The organism is Enterobacter sp. PP-008-ECC_S150 (assembly GCF_045257065.1).
Taxonomy (GTDB): domain Bacteria; phylum Pseudomonadota; class Gammaproteobacteria; order Enterobacterales; family Enterobacteriaceae; genus Enterobacter; species Enterobacter chengduensis.
Map to the genome: position 1 here is coordinate 15,842 of NZ_JBJHHG010000036.1, position 16,043 is coordinate 31,884.

The window sequence follows — 16,043 nt, forward strand, 5'->3', positions numbered from 1 at the left end:
GCGGATGAACGAACACGAGCAGCCTGCATTCTGGCCCGCCCAGGTGAATCTTCACCAGGGGCGGGTTTTTGTCCTTAAAGAGGATGTGATTTTTACCGTGCTGGCGCAGGAGGGCGGTATCGCCTGGATGCACGCGCGGCATCCGCATTCCGGCGGTTCGTTCATTATCGCCACCGCGGTGAGCGACGAAGAGGAAGAGCGGGCCACCCGGCTGCTTAAAAACGAGTTTGCGCTGCGTGACGTGCTGCAGGACGGCTGGGCCATCCGCGCCGTCGCCTCCACCCAGTACCGGGGGCGCTTCGCGCTGGTGTACGCCCCGTTTGCGTTTGAGCTGCTGGCGCGGCGCGCGGGCAGGGCGATCTCGGGCATCGCGCGCTTTATCGAGATGGCGATCCAGATCTGCGTTCCCCTGCGCCAGATGCACCTGCAAAACCTGATCCACGGCGATATCAAACCCGGCTCGATTTTTGTTCATCACGATGCCACCTGCCGCCTGGGCAGCTTTGGCCTCTCCTGCAGCCTCTCCGAAGCCTTCTCCCAGACCCGCCTTGCCGTGCAGGGCGGAACGCCCGCGTATATGTCGCCGGAGCACACCACCCGCACCCGGCGCGCCGTCGACTGCCGCAGCGATCTCTACAGCCTCGGCATGGTGCTGTATGAACTCCTGACCGGACGCCTGCCGTTTGAGCTGGGAGAGGACGATCGGGACAACTGGGCGCACTACCATATTGCCTCGGCGCCGCTGGCTCCGGACGCGATCCGCCCGGACGTGCCGGGCATGCTGTCGACCATCATCCTGAAGCTGCTGGAGAAGCATCCCGATAACCGCTACCAGACGGTCGACGGGCTGATTGCCGACCTCCGCCGCTGCCAGGCGACGCTGACCTGCGAGGGCGAGATCCTTCCCTTTACCCCCGGCCAGCAGGACCGCACTCCGGCGATCCATCTGGCGGACTCCCTGTTCGCCACGCATCCGCAGGCGAATGACGTGATAGCCGCGTTTGAGCGGGTGAGGCAGAACAGGGTACCGGAGCTGGTGACGATCGGCGGGCCGTCGGGGATCGGCAAATCCTCGATCATCGCGACGGCGCTCAAAACGCTGCAGCAGCGGACGGTGCTGCTGGCGGTGGGCAAAGTCGATCAGTTTTCGCCGTCGCTGCCCTACGGCGTACTCAGCTCCGCGTTCCGCAGCCTGACGCTGCACCTGCTGGGGCTGCCCGCGGACGACGTGGCGAAGTGGAAAATCCGCCTGTCGCGCGCGCTGGAAGGGTATGAAGCGTTGGCCGTCAGCCTGGTGCCCGAGCTGGGCCTGCTGCTTGAGAGCAGGCCGCGCTTCTCGGCGGATACCTTTTCCATCGATGCCCGGGCGCGCTTCAGCCATATGGTGCTGGCGCTGGTGAAAACCTTTGCCTCGCAGGGCTGCCCGCTGGTGCTGGTGCTCGACGATCTCCAGTGGAGCGACGCCGCCAGCCTGCACACGCTCAACGCTGTGCTGATGAACTGCGGCGCGGTGCCGCTGCTGGTGGTTGTGGCGCACCGGGATATTGGCTCCGTGGCCGACGAAGCCCTGCGGGCGCAGCTGGCGGGCCTGCCGGAGGCGGCGCAGAACGCGAGCGAGATCGTCCCGCAGGCGCTCTCGGTGAGAGCGGTGGCCCGCTGGCTGGCGACGGTATTTCGCACCCGCAGCGCGGCGACGACCGATCTCGCGACGCTGATCCACGAGAAGACGGGCGGCAACCCGCTCTTTGTGCACGAGTTTTTCCGCCGCATCGTTGACGACGGCCTGGTAGTACACAACAAATATCAGGACAGGTGGCACTACGATCTGCAGGCGATCCGCGCCCGGCACTATACCGAAAACGTCGTCACCCTGGTGCTGGAGCAGCTTGAAGAGCTGCCCGACGAGACGCGCCGCCTGCTGGGCAGCCTCGCCTGTCTTGGCGGCACCGGCGAGATGGAGATGATCTGCCGCGTGGTCGGCATGTCGATGGCGGAAATGCGCTACGCGCTGCACCCGGCGGTGATGGCGCAGCTGATCGTGCTGACGGGAAAAGCGTACTCCTTCACCCACGACCGGGTGCAGGAGGCCGCCTTCGCGCTGCTGGATCGGCATGAGAAAAGCCATCTTCACCTGACCACCGCCAGCCTGCTGGCCGACGCCGCGCGTCAGGCGGCGGGGAACGAGCTGCTGTTCCGCGCCGTTCACCACGTCACGGCCGCGCTGGACAGCATCCAGCCCGCGCCGCAGCGCCAGAGGTTCCGCGAGCTGAGCCTGCTGGCCGCGCGCCGCGCGAAGCGCTCGGGGGATTACCTTTCGGCGCTCGGCTATATCCAGACGGCCAGAGCGCTGGGCAACGCCGGAGCGGTGTCAGACTTTATGCTTGATATCGAAGAGGCGGGCTGCGAGTTTGCGCTGGGAAATCTGGAGCGCACCCGCGAGCTGTGCGACGCGATCCTCGGCTGCCCCGGCGGGCTGACCGAAAAAGCGCTGGCGGCCAACCTGCTGGTGGAGGTCTACATTCGCCAGTCGGACAGCCGTCTGGCGCTCGAGGCGGCGCTCTGCTGGCTGGGGATTTTTGGCATCCAGATCGGCCGCTATCCGGAAGATGCCGACTGTGACGAGGCCTGGGACCACTTTTGCCGTCGCGCGGGCGACGCGCCGCAGGCCCTGTTTGCCCCGCTCTCGCGGATGGATAACCCGGAAACCGAAGCGGTGATGAACCTGCTCTACAGCGCCAGCATCTGCGCCAGCTTCATCTGCCCGCGCCTGCACTTTTTGCTGCTCTGCCGCATGATGCACCTGACCCTCGACCACGGCATCACCGGCGCGTCCACCACGGCAATGGCCTGGTTTGGCGTGCTGATGGGCCACCGCTACGCCGAGTACCGCCTCGGGTTCCAGTACGGCACCCTGGCCCGCGAGCTGGTGAGCCGCCACGGGTACGACGCGTTTGAAGCCAAAACCCTGCTGCCGCTGGATCAGCTCAGCGTCTGGACCCAGCCGCTATCGTTCACCATTGAGTGCGCAAAGGCCTGCTTCACCTCGGCGGTGACGCACGGGGATATGACGATGGCCTGCTTTGCGGCCTGTCATCAGGTCATCAACTTCCTCTCGCGGGGCGACCACCTGGACGGGGTGCTGACCAGCATCGATCGCGGCCTGGCGTTTGTGCGGAAGACCCACTTCCAGGACGTGGAAGCTATTTTGATGGTGCAGCGAGGCTACGTTGAGTTTCTGCGCACGCCGGTCATCGGCACCTGGACCGCCTCGCAGGTCCTGCCGGAGGCGCTGCTTCCCGCGTCGCCGGAGCAGGCGCCTGAGCAAACGTCGACCATGCTGTTCTGGTACTGGCTCTACCGCGGCATGGCGCACTTTACCTGCGGCGAATTTGCCCATGCGCAGGCGGATCTCGAGATGGCGGGCTGGTACGCGTGGTCCGCGCCGGGGCATATCCACCTGCTGGATTACCACCTCTACAGCGCGCTGGCGCTCTCCCGCCAACTGACGCCGGAGACCTTCTCGGCGAATCACCGGCGCAGCATTCACGCCCACTACGACAAAATCGCCCTCTGGGCGCGCGTTAATCCCGGCACGTTCGCGGATAAAGAAGCGCTGATCTACGCCGAAATCGTGCGTCTGGACGGCATGAACAGCATTGCGCTGGAGCAGTATGAGAGGGCGGTCCGGCTGTCGCGCGAGGGCGGGTTTAACCCGATCAACGCCCTGGCCCACGAGCTGGCGGGGCGCTTTTCGCTGGCCTGCGGCTACCCGACCGCCTCGGACGCGCACTTCCGCGGTGCGATTGCCGCCTGGGGCCGCGCCGGGGCGCAGGCCAAGGTGCGCCAGCTGGAGCAGGATTTCCCGCACCTGCTGGCCTCCGGGCAGGCCAGCGCCTATGACACCGTGGCGTTCGCCCAGAACGAGACGATCCGCGATCTGCAGAGCGTGATCAAAGCCTCCCGCGCGCTGTCGGAAGAGATCAACCTTGAGCGCTTAATCGAAAACCTGATGACGATCCTCCTCGAACGCGCCGGGGCGCAGCGCGGGCTGCTGCTTCGCGTGAGCGATAACCTGATCCCGGAGATCGAGGCCAGCGCCTGGACCAGCACCGAGGGCGTGCGGGTGCGGATCCTGAAAGACGTGCCGACGGCGACCGACCTGCCGCTGTCGGTGCTGGCGGCGGTGATCCGTACCGGGCAGGAGATCCGCACCGGCAAGCCGGAGGAGTTCCATCCCTTCAGCCAGGATCCCTATCTGGTGACCTCGGGCGCGGCGGTGATGTGCGTCCCGATGTTCAAGCAGGCGCGGCTGGTGGGCGTGCTTTACCTGGAAAACCGCCTGATGCCGGAGGTCTTTACCGCCGAGCACTCGCGCGTGGTGAGCCTGCTGGGAGCGCAGGCGGCGGTATCCCTGGAGACGGCGCGGCTATACGCCGAGCTGCTGGCGGAGAACATTCAGCGCCGACGGGTGGAGAAAGAGCTGCGCGCCAGCCAGACCTCGCTGATGCTGGGTGAGCAGATTAGCCACACCGGCAGCTGGCGCTGGGAGCTGCAGCAGGATCTGATGTTCATGTCCGAAGAGTACGCCCGCATTCTCGGCCTGCCCGAGCAGCAAAAGATGATCTCCATGGCGGAGTTTTTGACCTTCGTCCATGAGGATGACTACGCCCGCATCAGCGCCATCGTCACCCAGAGCGTGCGCGAGGGGCTCTCCATGCGCGCGGAGTTTCGCATTAAGCGTACCGACGGCTCGACGCGCTATATCCTCGGGATTGGCGATCCGGTGGGCGTGGGCAGCGAGGTAAACGAGTACTACGGCATCATCACCGATATCACCAGCCAGCGCGCCGCGGAGGATGCCATGCGGGTGGCGCAGGCGGATCTGGCGCGGGTGTCGCGCGCCACCACCGTCGGGCAGCTGACCTCCTCTATCGCCCACGAGATCAACCAGCCGCTAATGTCGATCGTCTCGAACGCCGGGGCGAGCCTGCGCTGGCTCAACCGCGAGCCCGCCCGGCTGGATAAAGTGCGGGAAGGGCTGGAGGAGATCGCCGCGGAGGGCGCGCGGGCGGGGGAGATCATTCGCAGCATCCAGTCCCTGACGCGCAAGCAGGATCCGACCTTCGCGCGCATCGATCTGCACTACCTGATCCACCATATTATCGCGCTCTCCCGCAGCGAGCTGGAGCAGAGACACATTAGCGTGGATTATCTTTTAAAGGCGCAGGACAGCTTTATCACCGGCGACAGCGTGCAGATCCAGCAGGTGCTGCTCAACCTGGTGATGAACGCGGTGGAGGCGATGGCCGAGGTGAAGGATCGCGCCTGCACCATCACGCTCAGCACCGCCAACGCGGACGGAAAAGTTATCGTGGAGATTGCCGATACCGGGAGCGGCATTGAGCCCGAGCGGCTGGAGCAGATTTTTGACTCGTTCTACTCCACCAAGGCGCAGGGGATGGGCATGGGGCTGACCATCAGCGCCAGCATTATTGAGCGCCACTGCGGGAAGCTGAGCGCGCGCCGCCGGGAGCCGTACGGCACCGTGTTTGCCTTTGCGCTGCCGCTGGCGGCGCAGGAGGGATAAACCTTACTCCGCAGGCTGGCTTTGGGTCAGGCGCTCAACGGCCCTGACCAGCTCCGCCACGGAGCGCACCTGCATTTTTTCCATCACGCGGCGGCGGTGCACCTTAACCGTGATCTCGCTAACGCCCAGCTCGGCGGCAATCTGCTTGTTCAGCATGCCGCTTATCGCCAGCGTCAGCACCTCGTGCTCGCGCGGCGTGAGGGACATGTGGCGCTGCTTCAGGGCGTAGTGCTCTTTGTTGCGCTCGGCGTTGCTCTCCGCCAGCTGAAGCGCGGACTGAATAGCGTCGATCAGCGCGGCGGATTCCACGGGCTTGGTGAGAAATTCATAGGCGCCGCCTTTGATGGCGCGCACCGACATCGGGATGGTGCCGTGGCCGGTAAGAAAAATAATCGGGATCTCGCGTCCGCTGTCCTTAAGCGCGTCGGCTACCTCAAAGCCCGAGATGGCGGGCATTTGCATATCGAGGATCACGCACGACGGCAGCTCCTCAAAGCGGTGCTGAAGAAACGCCTCTGCCGATGAAAAGCCCATGGCGTCTATCTCCGCGGATTCCAGCAGGCCGAGAACGGACTGCCTGACCGCGTCGTCGTCGTCAACCACGTACACAATGTGTTCCATTCACCGCCCCGGTGCTGAGTTAACTGTCGAGAAAATAAACACGTCCCCTGACGTAAGAGACTGTTTCTGCTGACTTTCATCTTAACACATCACTCATAATTATCATTTAACAATATGATAATCCTATGAAGATGAAGTATAGCGAACGGTTATCGACTGGCGTGCCGTTTGCCTGCGCAGGTTTCGCTATCTGTCTCTGAGGACTTTAACCCGTAAAACAGGCTACACTCTGGTTTTGAGCGCGACAAGCTGAGGGAAATAACAATGCACTACACACTGAAAGAGAGCGACAAGGAAAAAGCGGAAGGGTCAAACGGCGCGGGCGCTCTGCAGCAAAAACTGCTGGAGTCCCGTTCGATTGTGATCTCCGGTGAGATCAACCAGGAGCTGGCGCAGAAAGTCATCACCCAGATGATCCTGCTGCAAAGCGTGAGCAACGATCCGATCAAGCTGTACATCAACAGCCAGGGCGGCCACGTGGAAGCGGGCGATACCATCCACGACTTCATCAAATTCATCCGCCCGGAAGTGCACGTTATCGGCACCGGCTGGGTGGCGAGCGCCGGGATCACCATCTTCCTGGCGGCGAAAAAAGAGCACCGCTACTCGCTGCCAAATACCCGCTTTATGATCCATCAGCCGCTGGGCGGCGTGCGCGGTCAGGCAACGGACATTGAGATCGAAGCGCGCGAGATCATCCGCATGCTGGATCGCGTGAATAAGCTGATCGCCGACGCGACCGGCCAGCCGCTGGAAAAAGTGAAAAAAGACACCGACCGCAACTTCTGGATGTCTCCGGCAGAAGCGCTGGACTACGGCATCGTGGGCAAACTGATTACCCACTATGACGAGCTGAAGCTGGACTAAGTTTTCGCACCGCGTACGTGCCGGGTGGCGGCTTCGCCTTACCCGACACGTACGCGTGCTGGTTTGACCCATGACAAGTTCCCCCTCTGCCTTCTTGCCTATAATCGCGCCTGTTTCCCTTCTCACTGGTGCTACCCATGGCGTATCAACTGAACCTGAACTGGCCGGAATTTCTTGAGAAATACTGGCAAAAACAACCCGTCGTGCTGAAAAATGCCTTCCCGAATTTTGTCGACCCGATTACCCCGGACGAGCTGGCGGGGCTGGCGATGGAGCCGGAAGTCGATAGCCGTCTGGTGAGCCATTTCAACGGCAAATGGCAGGCCAGCAATGGTCCGTTTGAACACTTTGATGGCCTGGGCGAAACCGGCTGGTCGCTGCTGGCGCAGGCGGTAAACCACTGGCATATGCCTGCGGCGGAGCTGGTGCGCCCGTTCCGCGTCCTGCCGGACTGGCGTCTGGACGACCTGATGATCTCCTTCTCCGTGCCGGGCGGCGGCGTGGGGCCGCATATCGATCAGTACGACGTGTTTATCATCCAGGGGATGGGCAGCCGCCGCTGGCGCGTGGGCGACAAGCTGCCGATGCGCCAGTTCTGCCCGCATCCGGCGCTGCTGCACGTCGACCCGTTCGAGCCGATCGTCGACGAAGATCTTGAGCCGGGCGATATTCTCTACATCCCGCCTGGATTCCCGCACGACGGCTTTACCCATGAAACGGCGCTTAACTATTCCGTCGGCTTCCGCGGGCCGAACGGCCGCGATCTGATCAGCAGCTTCGCCGACTACGCGCTGGAAAACGATCTGGGCGGGGAGCACTACAGCGATCCGGATCTGACCTGTCGCGAACACCCGGGCCGCGTGGAGCAGTACGAGCTCGATCGCGTTCGTCAGATGATGATCGAGATGATTAGCAAGCCGGATGATTTCACAAAATGGTTTGGCAGCTTTGTCTCCACGCCGCGCCACGAGCTGGATATCGCCGCCGCCGAGCCGCCTTACGCGCCGGAAGAGGTGCTGGACGCGCTGCAGGGCGGCGAAACGCTCTCTCGCCTGAGCGGCCTGCGCGTGCTGAACGTCAACGGCAGCTTCTTCATCAACAGCGAGCAGCTGGAGACGGTAGACGCGAAGGCGGCGGATGCGCTGTGCCGCTACACCGAACTCGGCCAGGCCGAGCTGGGCGATGCGCTGAACAACCCGGCGTTTGTTGAAGAGCTCACCGGGCTGATTAACCAGGGATACTGGTACTTCGACGAGTAGCGCGGCCTGTTGCCCGGTGGCGCTGCGCTTACCGGGCCTACAGCGGCAAGAGCGTAGGCCGGGTAAGGCGAAGCCGCCACCCGGCAAAAAACTACTCCTCCATCGCAATCACAATCGCTTCCCCCAACTTCTTCAACGCCTCGCGATGTTTCTCCGTCGGCGGCAGCGCCACGTTGATGCGCAGGCAGTTGCGGTACTTCCCGGAGGCGGAAAACAGCGACCCGGCCGCGGCCTGGATCTTCAGCCGACACAGCTGCTTGCTGACGCACACCATATCCACCTTCTCCGGCAGCTCAATCCACAGCAGGAAGCTCCCCTGCGGGCGCGTGACGCAAATCTCTGCCGGAAAATACTGCCGCACCCAGCAGGTGTAGGTTTCCATATTCTGCTGATAAATCTGGCGCATACGGCGCACGTGGCGATGGTAATGACCGTCGCGAATAAACGCCGCCACCGCCATCTGCGTGCCCGGCACGTTAAACCCGCCGGCGGCATATTTCATGTGCATCACCCGGTCGTAGTAGCGCCCCGGCACAATCCAGCCGACGCGCAGGCCCGGCGCCACGGTTTTGGTAAACGAGCTGCAGAGGATCACGCGGCCGTCGATGTCCATTGAATGAATGGTGCGCGGGCGCGGGTACTCCGCCGCCAGCTCGCCGTAAATATCGTCCTCGACAATCACGATATCGTGCCGCTGGGCGAGGGCCAGCACCTGCTTTTTCCGCGCTTCCGGCATGATAAAGCCGAGCGGGTTATTGCAGTTGGGCACCAGGATCACCGCCTTGATCGGCCACTGCTCCAGCGCCAGCTCCAGCGCCTCGATGCTGATCCCGGTTTCCGGGTCGGTGGGAATTTCAATCGCCTTGATGTCGAAGCCGCGCAGCATCTGCATGGTGCCGTGAAACGACGGTGACTCCACCGCCACGATATCCCCCGGTTTACACACCGAGAGCAGGGCGATCGACAGCGCGCCGTGGCAGCCGTTAGTGATCACAATCTCGTTCGCCGCCACGGTAGAGCCGCCGTCCAGCATCAGGCGGGCGATCTGCTCGCGCAGCTCCAGTCGCCCGTCGAGCACGTCATAGCTCAGCATCTCACCCGGATTATGCTGCGCGATGCGGCTCATCTCGCGCCACAGGGGCTTCAGGCTCGGCTGGTTTATATCCGGCGAGCCGCCGCCAAAGGAGATCATCTCTTTGTCGGCGCGGGCGTCCAGCAGCATCATCACCTCATCCCACTGGGTAACGTCCACCGGGCGCTGCACCGGACGGGTCATGGCCGGAACGGGCGGCTGGGCTTTACGCTGCGAAACAAAATAGCCGGAGCGCGGCTGAGGGGTGATGAGCTGGAGGTTTTCGAGGATCTGATAGGCCTGCTGTATGGTGCTGATGCTCACGCCGTGCTCCTGGCTCAGCGCGCGTACCGACGGCAGACGTTCGCCGCTGCGATACAGCCCTTGTTCAATGCGTTCTGCCAGAAGGTTGGCCAGATGTTGATAGCGCGTCATGCTGTATCCTTTGTTTTCACCATACAGATTATAAAACCAGTACAGATTGCGGCGATAATTGCCATGCAGATACTGTTTTAGCGGATCTGTATGTTAAACAAAAGTTGTTTTTGCATCTGTATTGCACAGGCCGATTTCCAGGATGATAACCCCACTGGCACAGTGAGGAGAGCATCATGGAATTCTATGAGAACCGTTCAAAACGTCCGTTCGTCGCGTTTGTCTGGATCGGCAAAACGATCTGCAACTGGTATCGCATCAACCGTACCCGCCGCATCCTGAGTCAGATGAGCGACGCGCAGCTCAAGGACGTGGGGCTGTCGCGGAATGATGTATAAGCCGCGTCGTTGCCCGGTGGCGCTTCGCTTACCGGGCCTACGGGATCGAGTAGGCCGGGTAAGGCGTAGCCGCCACCCGGCAATTTCACCGCAACAGCTCAAACGTCTGCCGTTTCGGCCTCTCCAGCAGCTCAACCGCCTCCTGATACGACCGCACGTTGTTATACCCCATCACCAGCCCGTAGCGTTTGCCGGACCCGCGATACCACTCGGAGAGCGCATTGACCTGCAGCTGCTGTTCCTGCCAGCAGCGCGCCACCTCCCGGTCACGGCTTCCTTTGCTCAGAAACGCCACGATATGCATCCCGCCGTCGTTTTGCTCGGTGAAAAAGAGATCGCCATACACCTCGCGCAGGGCGGTAATCATCCAGTCGCGGCGGGTCTGGTACAGCGCGCGCATCTTTTTCAGGTGACGGAAAAAATGACCTTCGTTGAGAAACGCGGTGAGGATCTTTTGCGTCAGAACCGGCTGGCCGCTGGTGGTGATGTCCGCGCAGTCGATAAAGGCGCCCACGGTGCGGGCGGGCATCACCACGTAGCCCATGCGCAGCGAGGGCATGATGGTTTTGCTGAAGGTGCCCATAAAAATCACCCGGTCGTGATGGTCGAGGCTTTTCAGCGACGGCAGCACCTTGCGGGTGTAGTGAAACTCGCCGTCGTAGTCGTCTTCGATAATCCACGCCTCGTTCTGGCTGGCCCAGTCGAGCAGCTGCTGTTTACGCGGCAGGGAGAGCGTCACCGCCAGCGGGCTCTGGTGCGACGGGGTGACGATGGCAAAGCGGGCGTCGTGATGATGGCGAAGCAGGTAGCCCGTGTCGATGCCGCTGCGATCGACCGGCACGGTGTGCAGGCGCGGCACGATCCGCTTCAGCAGCTGCTGGCCCATAAAATAGCCCGGATCTTCAAACACCACCTTGTCGCTGCGGCTGGCGAGCGTGTCGAGGATCAGCCGCAGGCTGCCGCTGTAGCCGCTGGTGATCAGCACCTGTTCGGCGCTGCAGGACAAGCCGCGCGAAATGTTGAGGTAGCTGGCGATGGCCTGACGCAGCGGATACCAGCCCAGAACGGGCGGGTTGAGCATCTCCTCCTGGCGCATGGCGCGTGTCGCCTGGCCCGCCAGCAGCAGCCATTTTTTATACGGAAAGCTGTCGAGGGCGGGAATGCCGGGGCGCAAAAATCCCGCCCGCTCGCGCTGGCTGATGAGCGATGCCGGAAGCGCGCCGGTGGGCTGTTCCGCTGGGATGGTCTTATCCGGCAACCGTAAATCCGGGTTGACTCGCGTACCCCGCGCGCCCTGGCTCACCAGGTACCCTTCACCCGTCAGGATGGCATACGCCGTTTCGACGGTCTTACGCGCCACCTTCAGCTCCTCCGCCAGCACGCGGATGGCAGGCACCTTATCGCCCGGCTTCAGCACGCCGCGCGTGATGTTGTCGCGGTAGCGGGTATAAATCTCGTGATAGCCCGGCTTCATGTCCTACCTCGTTTCACGCTTTTTGTGTCTTTTTACTATGTCATGAACGGCGTAGATTTGCCTCATCGCATCACCGATGCCGCATAAAAAAGAGGAAAGACAATGAGCACTCGCGTCAACCACCATAAAGCTACACCTGCCCTCGCCAACGCGCTGTCCGCCCTGAGCATGGAGGTGGCAAAAACCTCCATCGACCCTGCGCTGAAGCACCTGATCGACATTCGCGTGTCGCAGCTGAACGGCTGCACCTTCTGTCTGGATATGCACTCGAAAGAGGCCAAAATCGCCGGCGAGCGCGAGCTGCGCCTGTACCATCTGGCGGCCTGGCGCGAGTCACCGCTGTTCAGCGCCCGTGAGAAAGCCGCGCTGGCGTTCACCGAAGCGCTGACCCAGATTGGCGTGCACGGCGTGAGCGATGCGCTCTACCGCAGCGTGGCGGAGCACTTCTCGGACGTGGAGATTTCAGAGCTGAACTTCGCCATCGTGGCGATCAACGCCTGGAACCGTCTGGGGATCACCTCCCGCATGGCGCCCGGTTCGCTGGACGCGGCGTACGGTCTGAATAAGGCTAACCTGGAATAATTCCGCGCCCGCCCGGTGGCGCAACGCTTCGCTCCTTGCCGAAGCAATGTGCTTTTCCCTCCTGCATTCTCTCCCCAACATCACAACGGAGAGAAAACCATGATCGCAGTCCTTTTCGAAGCCAAAGCCGCGCCTGCCCATCAGGCGCGCTATCTTCAGCTTGCCGCGGAGCTTAAGCCGCTGCTGGCGGACATTGACGGCTTTATTGATATCGAACGGTTCCAGAGCCTGACCACCGACGGCAAAATCCTCTCCCTTTCCTGGTGGCGGGATGAAGAGGCCGTCCGCCGCTGGAAGCAGAACGTCTTTCATCAGGCGGCGCAGGCTGAAGGGCGGGAGTCGATTTTTGCGTACTACCGCATTCGGGTAGCGCAGGTCGTGCGGGAATATACCTCTGAAACCGGAGGGCATGCCGATGTATGATATTCATGTCATTTTTCGCGATATCCCAGGTGAACTGGCGCGCTTTGGGCAGCTGCTGGGCCGCAACGGCGTGGGGCTGGAGGGCGGTGGCGTATTTGGTACACATGCCCATTTCCTGGTGGAAGAAGGGGAAAAAGCCCGACGCGTGCTGCTCGACGCCGGGTTTATCGTGCAGGCGGTGCGAAAGCCGGTGATCAGAAAGCTTAAGCAGGAGCGCCCCGGCGAGTTGGGCGAGATCGCAGCGGCGCTGGCGGCGCGCGGTGTGTCTATCCTGACTCAGTACAGCGACCATGCGAATCACCTTATTCTGCTGACGGATGATGATAAGCTGGCTGCAGAGATCACCAAACCCTGGGCGACGAATGCTAAAGACGAGCTTACCCCCCGATAACAGCGCGATGCTGGAAAAGGCCATTGCCGCTGTAGCGGCAGCAATGGCCGATCCGTCGCGCGTGAAGATGCTCTGTGCGCTAATGGACGGGCGGGCGTGGACGGCCACCGAGCTGAGCGTGGCGGCAGATGTCGCACCGTCGACCGCCAGCGGGCATCTCGCCCGGCTGCTTGAAGGGCAACTGATAACCTGCCTGTCGCAAGGGCGGCATCGCTATTATCGCCTTGCCGGGCACGACGTGGCGGCGCTGGTGGAGCAGATGATGGGGCTCTCCTGGAGCCGCATTACCCCGCCGGAAACCACCGCACCGAAAGCCATGCGTGAAGCCAGGACCTGCTATGACCATCTCGCAGGCGCGGTGGCGGTGCAGATTTATGATTTCATGCAGGCGGAAGGCTGGCTGGAGGCTGACGGTTCAGCGCTGACGACGTATGGCCGGGAGCAGTTTCTGACGCTCGGCATTTCGCTAAGTGCGCATCCGCGCCGGAAGGCCTGCTGCGCCTGCCTTGACTGGAGCGAGCGGCGGTTTCACCTGGGCGGAGAAGCCGGCGCGTTGCTGCTCGATCATCTGGAAAATAAAGGCTGGATCCAGCGGGTAGCGGGGTATCGGGAGGTGATGGTGACGGCGTCGGGGAAAAGTGCCGTCAGGAAGCATTTTAGCCGCTAAACGCCGCTGCGGGCTGGCGCTCTCATTTCCGACGCCGGGTTAATACCCGGCAATATCTATAAGTAGCGCCCTTGAGAAGTTCGAAAGCCTTTCTTCATGTTCGGATGTGATCAAAGTTTCCAGAACAAGCGGTATGCTTGCAGATTTGTTTAAGGCCCACAAAATCGATTTTATTGCGTCAGGTAAACGCACATACCATCATTACAATACTCTGCGCTCAACAATTGCTGGAAGCGGTCTGCAGCAGGTAAAAACAATTGCGAAAAATATCACTTCAAATGATGTAAGGGCTGTTCTCAATCACGTTTATCAACACACAAAAGCGAACCTGGGTAAATCAGATCCGTTCATATATGCATACTCTCTTTTTATTTGGCGTTAAGGACGACAAATCACCGTTGATAGGTAAGCCTGATATTGTGTTTGATATTCCGTTTAACCCAGCATCTGCTATTCCAGTTCTTGATGTAGTTGAAGAAGAAAAATATGTAAGTGAACGTTTTCTTAGTTTCGTTGAACTGGCCCTGTTATTCAAAATAACTGACGAACATTTCTTTAATGCTGACGTTGCTGTACTTATCCAGCTAATCTTTTTTGCGGCGGTCAGCGCCCTTATGAGATTATGGCTCTTTCCAAAAAAATACTATGATAAGAAAAATTGTTCTCTTTCTGTGTCACCATCAATATCAAATAATGGTATCACGTCATTCTTTGTGAAACAGCTATGGAATTATTAGACCTGATCATTTCGCGATATTCAGGCCATGAGTATTTATTTTTCAATCACAATTATGAGGAAAAATAGCTAATTGGGAAAAAGTGGCAACGGGTAAACTGGATAAAGATTCCGTTTCCCTGCAAGATTTATGAATAGCAATCTGCTTGCGGATGATATTAAGAGCTTTTGTGAACGAAATAATATCGATTTATTTATTTCGAGATGTTTCCGTAGAGCTTTTAAAATACTGGCTTGATAATTGAAAATCAAAAAATGAATTCCTGGCAGGATTCAGTATCATGCATTACACGATGTATCATCGGCCCATTACGATAAATATGATTACAATGAAGGAAAGCTGGAAGCGCTTTTAAAATGGGAAAATAAACCGAAACAAATAACATGCAGCAATTAATTTAACATTACATTCATTAGCTTAATCATTTAAAGCCATCTATTTGTACAGATAATATATAGGTGGATTTTTTTTACTATTTACAAGAATTGGGAGTATGATCACTTTAAACAAAGCGAAACCTATAAGATGATCAATGTATCAAACCACAGGGAAATATTATGTATTACAGTGAAGATATTATTAGAAAAATAGGAGCCGACAAAGAATTAGCCGTGAGATTAGATAAGGCTGTTGTTGGTGTGAAAGATGGATTTATCGATTATGTTAATAATCTCGGTGATGGTGCAACTAGAGCACTTTATTACACTTCTTGCTTTACAGAAAATTATGAAGATGTTTGCAAACGGCTTTCGATTGAGGATCAGAGGTTTTTACTAGGTCTGTATGAACTTATTAAGCATAGAAATATAATTTTTAAGATGATATCAATTTATGTTCAAACGTTGCTTAAGAATAAAGATGAAAACGAAAGGAATATTATCCTTAGGAAAGTTGTACCACCTACAACACACTATTCTGTTATGCAAGCTTCAAGGGCAGCACTAGTCTATTCTGTTGTTAAATATATTTGCTACGGGAGTAAAATCAATGGAATTATGCGAAGTGCAATGATGAAAAGGATTGGAGGCATTACGTCAGGGGGGCTAATAGCATTAAGTACATACGGTATGGTTCAACATGCTGCTGCTAGTGCTCACAATTTAAAATTTTTTCTGCCACAGTTCTATGATGCTCTTTACACGGAACACCTTGAAATGATGTACTTTTTAATAGAGCCATTAGTTTTAGATGTTGGTTATTTAAATATAGTTACAGCTTCTAATGATGAAATAATTAATGCCTTAAAACGAATGGCTAGCCGATGAATAAGATATTAAAAGAAATATTTAGGCTTATCTTTGATGATTTAATCCTACAACTGAAAACGTACTTAACAATTTTAGTTATAATTTTATTATCATATATACCTGTGAAGTATATTGATAATCCTGCTATTACAATATTCGTAGTCGGAATTATAATTGTTATTGTTCTATACTTTTCATTTTTTTATGAGAGAAGAAAATAAATGTCTATACCAGCACATATGTGGCTTACCGATGAAAATAACTCGCCTTTAATGGGTGAATGTTTAATGCCTACACGATTGGGTTCCACAGAACTTAAATCGTTCAATCATTCTGTATGGAT

The 16,043-nt window shown here is 58.4% G+C and carries 13 protein-coding genes and 1 pseudogene; 11 read left to right on the forward strand and 3 right to left on the reverse strand.

Annotated elements, in window-relative coordinates:
* Positions 1-4 precede the first annotated feature (4 nt).
* Positions 5-5,587: an ATP-binding sensor histidine kinase gene (locus ACJBF3_RS24580; RefSeq protein WP_047716601.1), complete on the forward strand. Its 5,583-nt coding sequence runs from the start codon at positions 5-7 to the stop codon at positions 5,585-5,587.
* A gap of 3 nt (positions 5,588-5,590) precedes the next feature.
* On the opposite strand, the gene ACJBF3_RS24585 is transcribed toward ACJBF3_RS24580, so the two are convergent.
* On the reverse strand, positions 5,591-6,208 hold the full coding sequence (locus ACJBF3_RS24585; protein WP_045327496.1) for a response regulator transcription factor: 618 nt from the start codon (positions 6,206-6,208) through the stop codon (positions 5,591-5,593).
* A 264-nt stretch (positions 6,209-6,472) separates the two neighbouring features.
* On the opposite strand from ACJBF3_RS24585, the gene ACJBF3_RS24590 reads away from it, so the two are divergent.
* Both ACJBF3_RS24590 and ACJBF3_RS24595 read left to right on the forward strand, forming a co-directional pair.
* Positions 6,473-7,075, forward strand: coding sequence for an ATP-dependent Clp protease proteolytic subunit (locus ACJBF3_RS24590; protein ID WP_024909504.1), 603 nt, complete (start codon positions 6,473-6,475; stop codon positions 7,073-7,075).
* Between the two features lie 137 nt (positions 7,076-7,212).
* Entirely contained in the window at positions 7,213-8,334 is a 1,122-nt protein-coding gene (locus tag ACJBF3_RS24595) for a cupin domain-containing protein (protein ID WP_045327500.1), read from the forward strand.
* Positions 8,335-8,425: 91 nt separating this feature from the next.
* Here the strand turns inward: ACJBF3_RS24595 and ACJBF3_RS24600 are convergent, their stop codons facing one another.
* Positions 8,426-9,841: a PLP-dependent aminotransferase family protein gene (locus ACJBF3_RS24600; RefSeq protein WP_045327502.1), complete on the reverse strand. Its 1,416-nt coding sequence runs from the start codon at positions 9,839-9,841 to the stop codon at positions 8,426-8,428.
* A gap of 176 nt (positions 9,842-10,017) precedes the next feature.
* Between ACJBF3_RS24600 and ACJBF3_RS24605 the strand changes: the two genes are divergently transcribed.
* A complete protein-coding gene (locus ACJBF3_RS24605; protein WP_045327503.1) occupies positions 10,018-10,179 on the forward strand; it encodes a DUF1127 domain-containing protein in 162 nt (53 codons plus the stop codon).
* A gap of 85 nt (positions 10,180-10,264) precedes the next feature.
* Here the strand turns inward: ACJBF3_RS24605 and ACJBF3_RS24610 are convergent, their stop codons facing one another.
* Complete coding sequence (locus tag ACJBF3_RS24610; protein WP_045327506.1) at positions 10,265-11,653, reverse strand: PLP-dependent aminotransferase family protein; 1,389 nt, start codon at positions 11,651-11,653, stop codon at positions 10,265-10,267.
* 102 nt (positions 11,654-11,755) lie between these two features.
* On the opposite strand from ACJBF3_RS24610, the gene ACJBF3_RS24615 reads away from it, so the two are divergent.
* The 7 genes and pseudogenes from ACJBF3_RS24615 to ACJBF3_RS24645 all read left to right on the forward strand — a co-directional run.
* A complete protein-coding gene (locus ACJBF3_RS24615; RefSeq protein WP_008501331.1) occupies positions 11,756-12,235 on the forward strand; it encodes a carboxymuconolactone decarboxylase family protein in 480 nt (159 codons plus the stop codon).
* A gap of 99 nt (positions 12,236-12,334) precedes the next feature.
* Complete coding sequence (locus ACJBF3_RS24620) at positions 12,335-12,658, forward strand: antibiotic biosynthesis monooxygenase (RefSeq protein WP_023618387.1); 324 nt, start codon at positions 12,335-12,337, stop codon at positions 12,656-12,658.
* Positions 12,651-13,049, forward strand: a complete 399-nt coding sequence (locus ACJBF3_RS24625; RefSeq protein WP_045327508.1) for an amino acid-binding protein — start codon at positions 12,651-12,653, stop codon at positions 13,047-13,049. Before ACJBF3_RS24620 ends, ACJBF3_RS24625 begins: the two co-directional genes overlap by 8 nt.
* Positions 13,021-13,716 carry a helix-turn-helix transcriptional regulator gene (locus ACJBF3_RS24630; protein ID WP_045327509.1) on the forward strand — a complete coding sequence of 232 codons (696 nt, stop codon included), beginning with the start codon at positions 13,021-13,023 and terminating at the stop codon, positions 13,714-13,716. The genes ACJBF3_RS24625 and ACJBF3_RS24630 overlap by 29 nt, the downstream gene beginning before the upstream one ends.
* Before the next feature lie 353 nt (positions 13,717-14,069).
* Entirely contained in the window at positions 14,070-14,453 is a 384-nt protein-coding gene (locus ACJBF3_RS24635) for a hypothetical protein (protein ID WP_045327510.1), read from the forward strand.
* Between the two features lie 557 nt (positions 14,454-15,010).
* Positions 15,011-15,718, forward strand: a complete 708-nt coding sequence (locus tag ACJBF3_RS24640; protein WP_045327512.1) for a hypothetical protein — start codon at positions 15,011-15,013, stop codon at positions 15,716-15,718.
* Positions 15,719-15,921: 203 nt separating this feature from the next.
* A pseudogene (locus ACJBF3_RS24645) lies at positions 15,922-16,043 on the forward strand (type VI secretion system tube protein Hcp); the annotation flags it as partial.

What these genes read in the sequence shown, in the direction of transcription:
- ACJBF3_RS24590 (WP_024909504.1), top strand. Translation starts at nt 6,473, where the DNA reads ATGCACTACACACTGAAAGAGAGCGACAAGGAAAAAGCGGAAGGGTCA.
- ACJBF3_RS24630 (WP_045327509.1), top strand. Translation starts at nt 13,021, where the DNA reads ATGCTAAAGACGAGCTTACCCCCCGATAACAGCGCGATGCTGGAAAAG.
- ACJBF3_RS24580 (WP_047716601.1), top strand. Translation starts at nt 5, where the DNA reads ATGAACGAACACGAGCAGCCTGCATTCTGGCCCGCCCAGGTGAATCTT.
- ACJBF3_RS24600 (WP_045327502.1), bottom strand. Translation starts at nt 9,841, where the DNA reads ATGACGCGCTATCAACATCTGGCCAACCTTCTGGCAGAACGCATTGAA.
- ACJBF3_RS24620 (WP_023618387.1), top strand. Translation starts at nt 12,335, where the DNA reads ATGATCGCAGTCCTTTTCGAAGCCAAAGCCGCGCCTGCCCATCAGGCG.
- ACJBF3_RS24635 (WP_045327510.1), top strand. Translation starts at nt 14,070, where the DNA reads ATGCATACTCTCTTTTTATTTGGCGTTAAGGACGACAAATCACCGTTG.
- ACJBF3_RS24595 (WP_045327500.1), top strand. Translation starts at nt 7,213, where the DNA reads ATGGCGTATCAACTGAACCTGAACTGGCCGGAATTTCTTGAGAAATAC.
- ACJBF3_RS24640 (WP_045327512.1), top strand. Translation starts at nt 15,011, where the DNA reads ATGTATTACAGTGAAGATATTATTAGAAAAATAGGAGCCGACAAAGAA.
- ACJBF3_RS24625 (WP_045327508.1), top strand. Translation starts at nt 12,651, where the DNA reads ATGTATGATATTCATGTCATTTTTCGCGATATCCCAGGTGAACTGGCG.
- ACJBF3_RS24585 (WP_045327496.1), bottom strand. Translation starts at nt 6,208, where the DNA reads ATGGAACACATTGTGTACGTGGTTGACGACGACGACGCGGTCAGGCAG.
- ACJBF3_RS24610 (WP_045327506.1), bottom strand. Translation starts at nt 11,653, where the DNA reads ATGAAGCCGGGCTATCACGAGATTTATACCCGCTACCGCGACAACATC.
- ACJBF3_RS24605 (WP_045327503.1), top strand. Translation starts at nt 10,018, where the DNA reads ATGGAATTCTATGAGAACCGTTCAAAACGTCCGTTCGTCGCGTTTGTC.
- ACJBF3_RS24615 (WP_008501331.1), top strand. Translation starts at nt 11,756, where the DNA reads ATGAGCACTCGCGTCAACCACCATAAAGCTACACCTGCCCTCGCCAAC.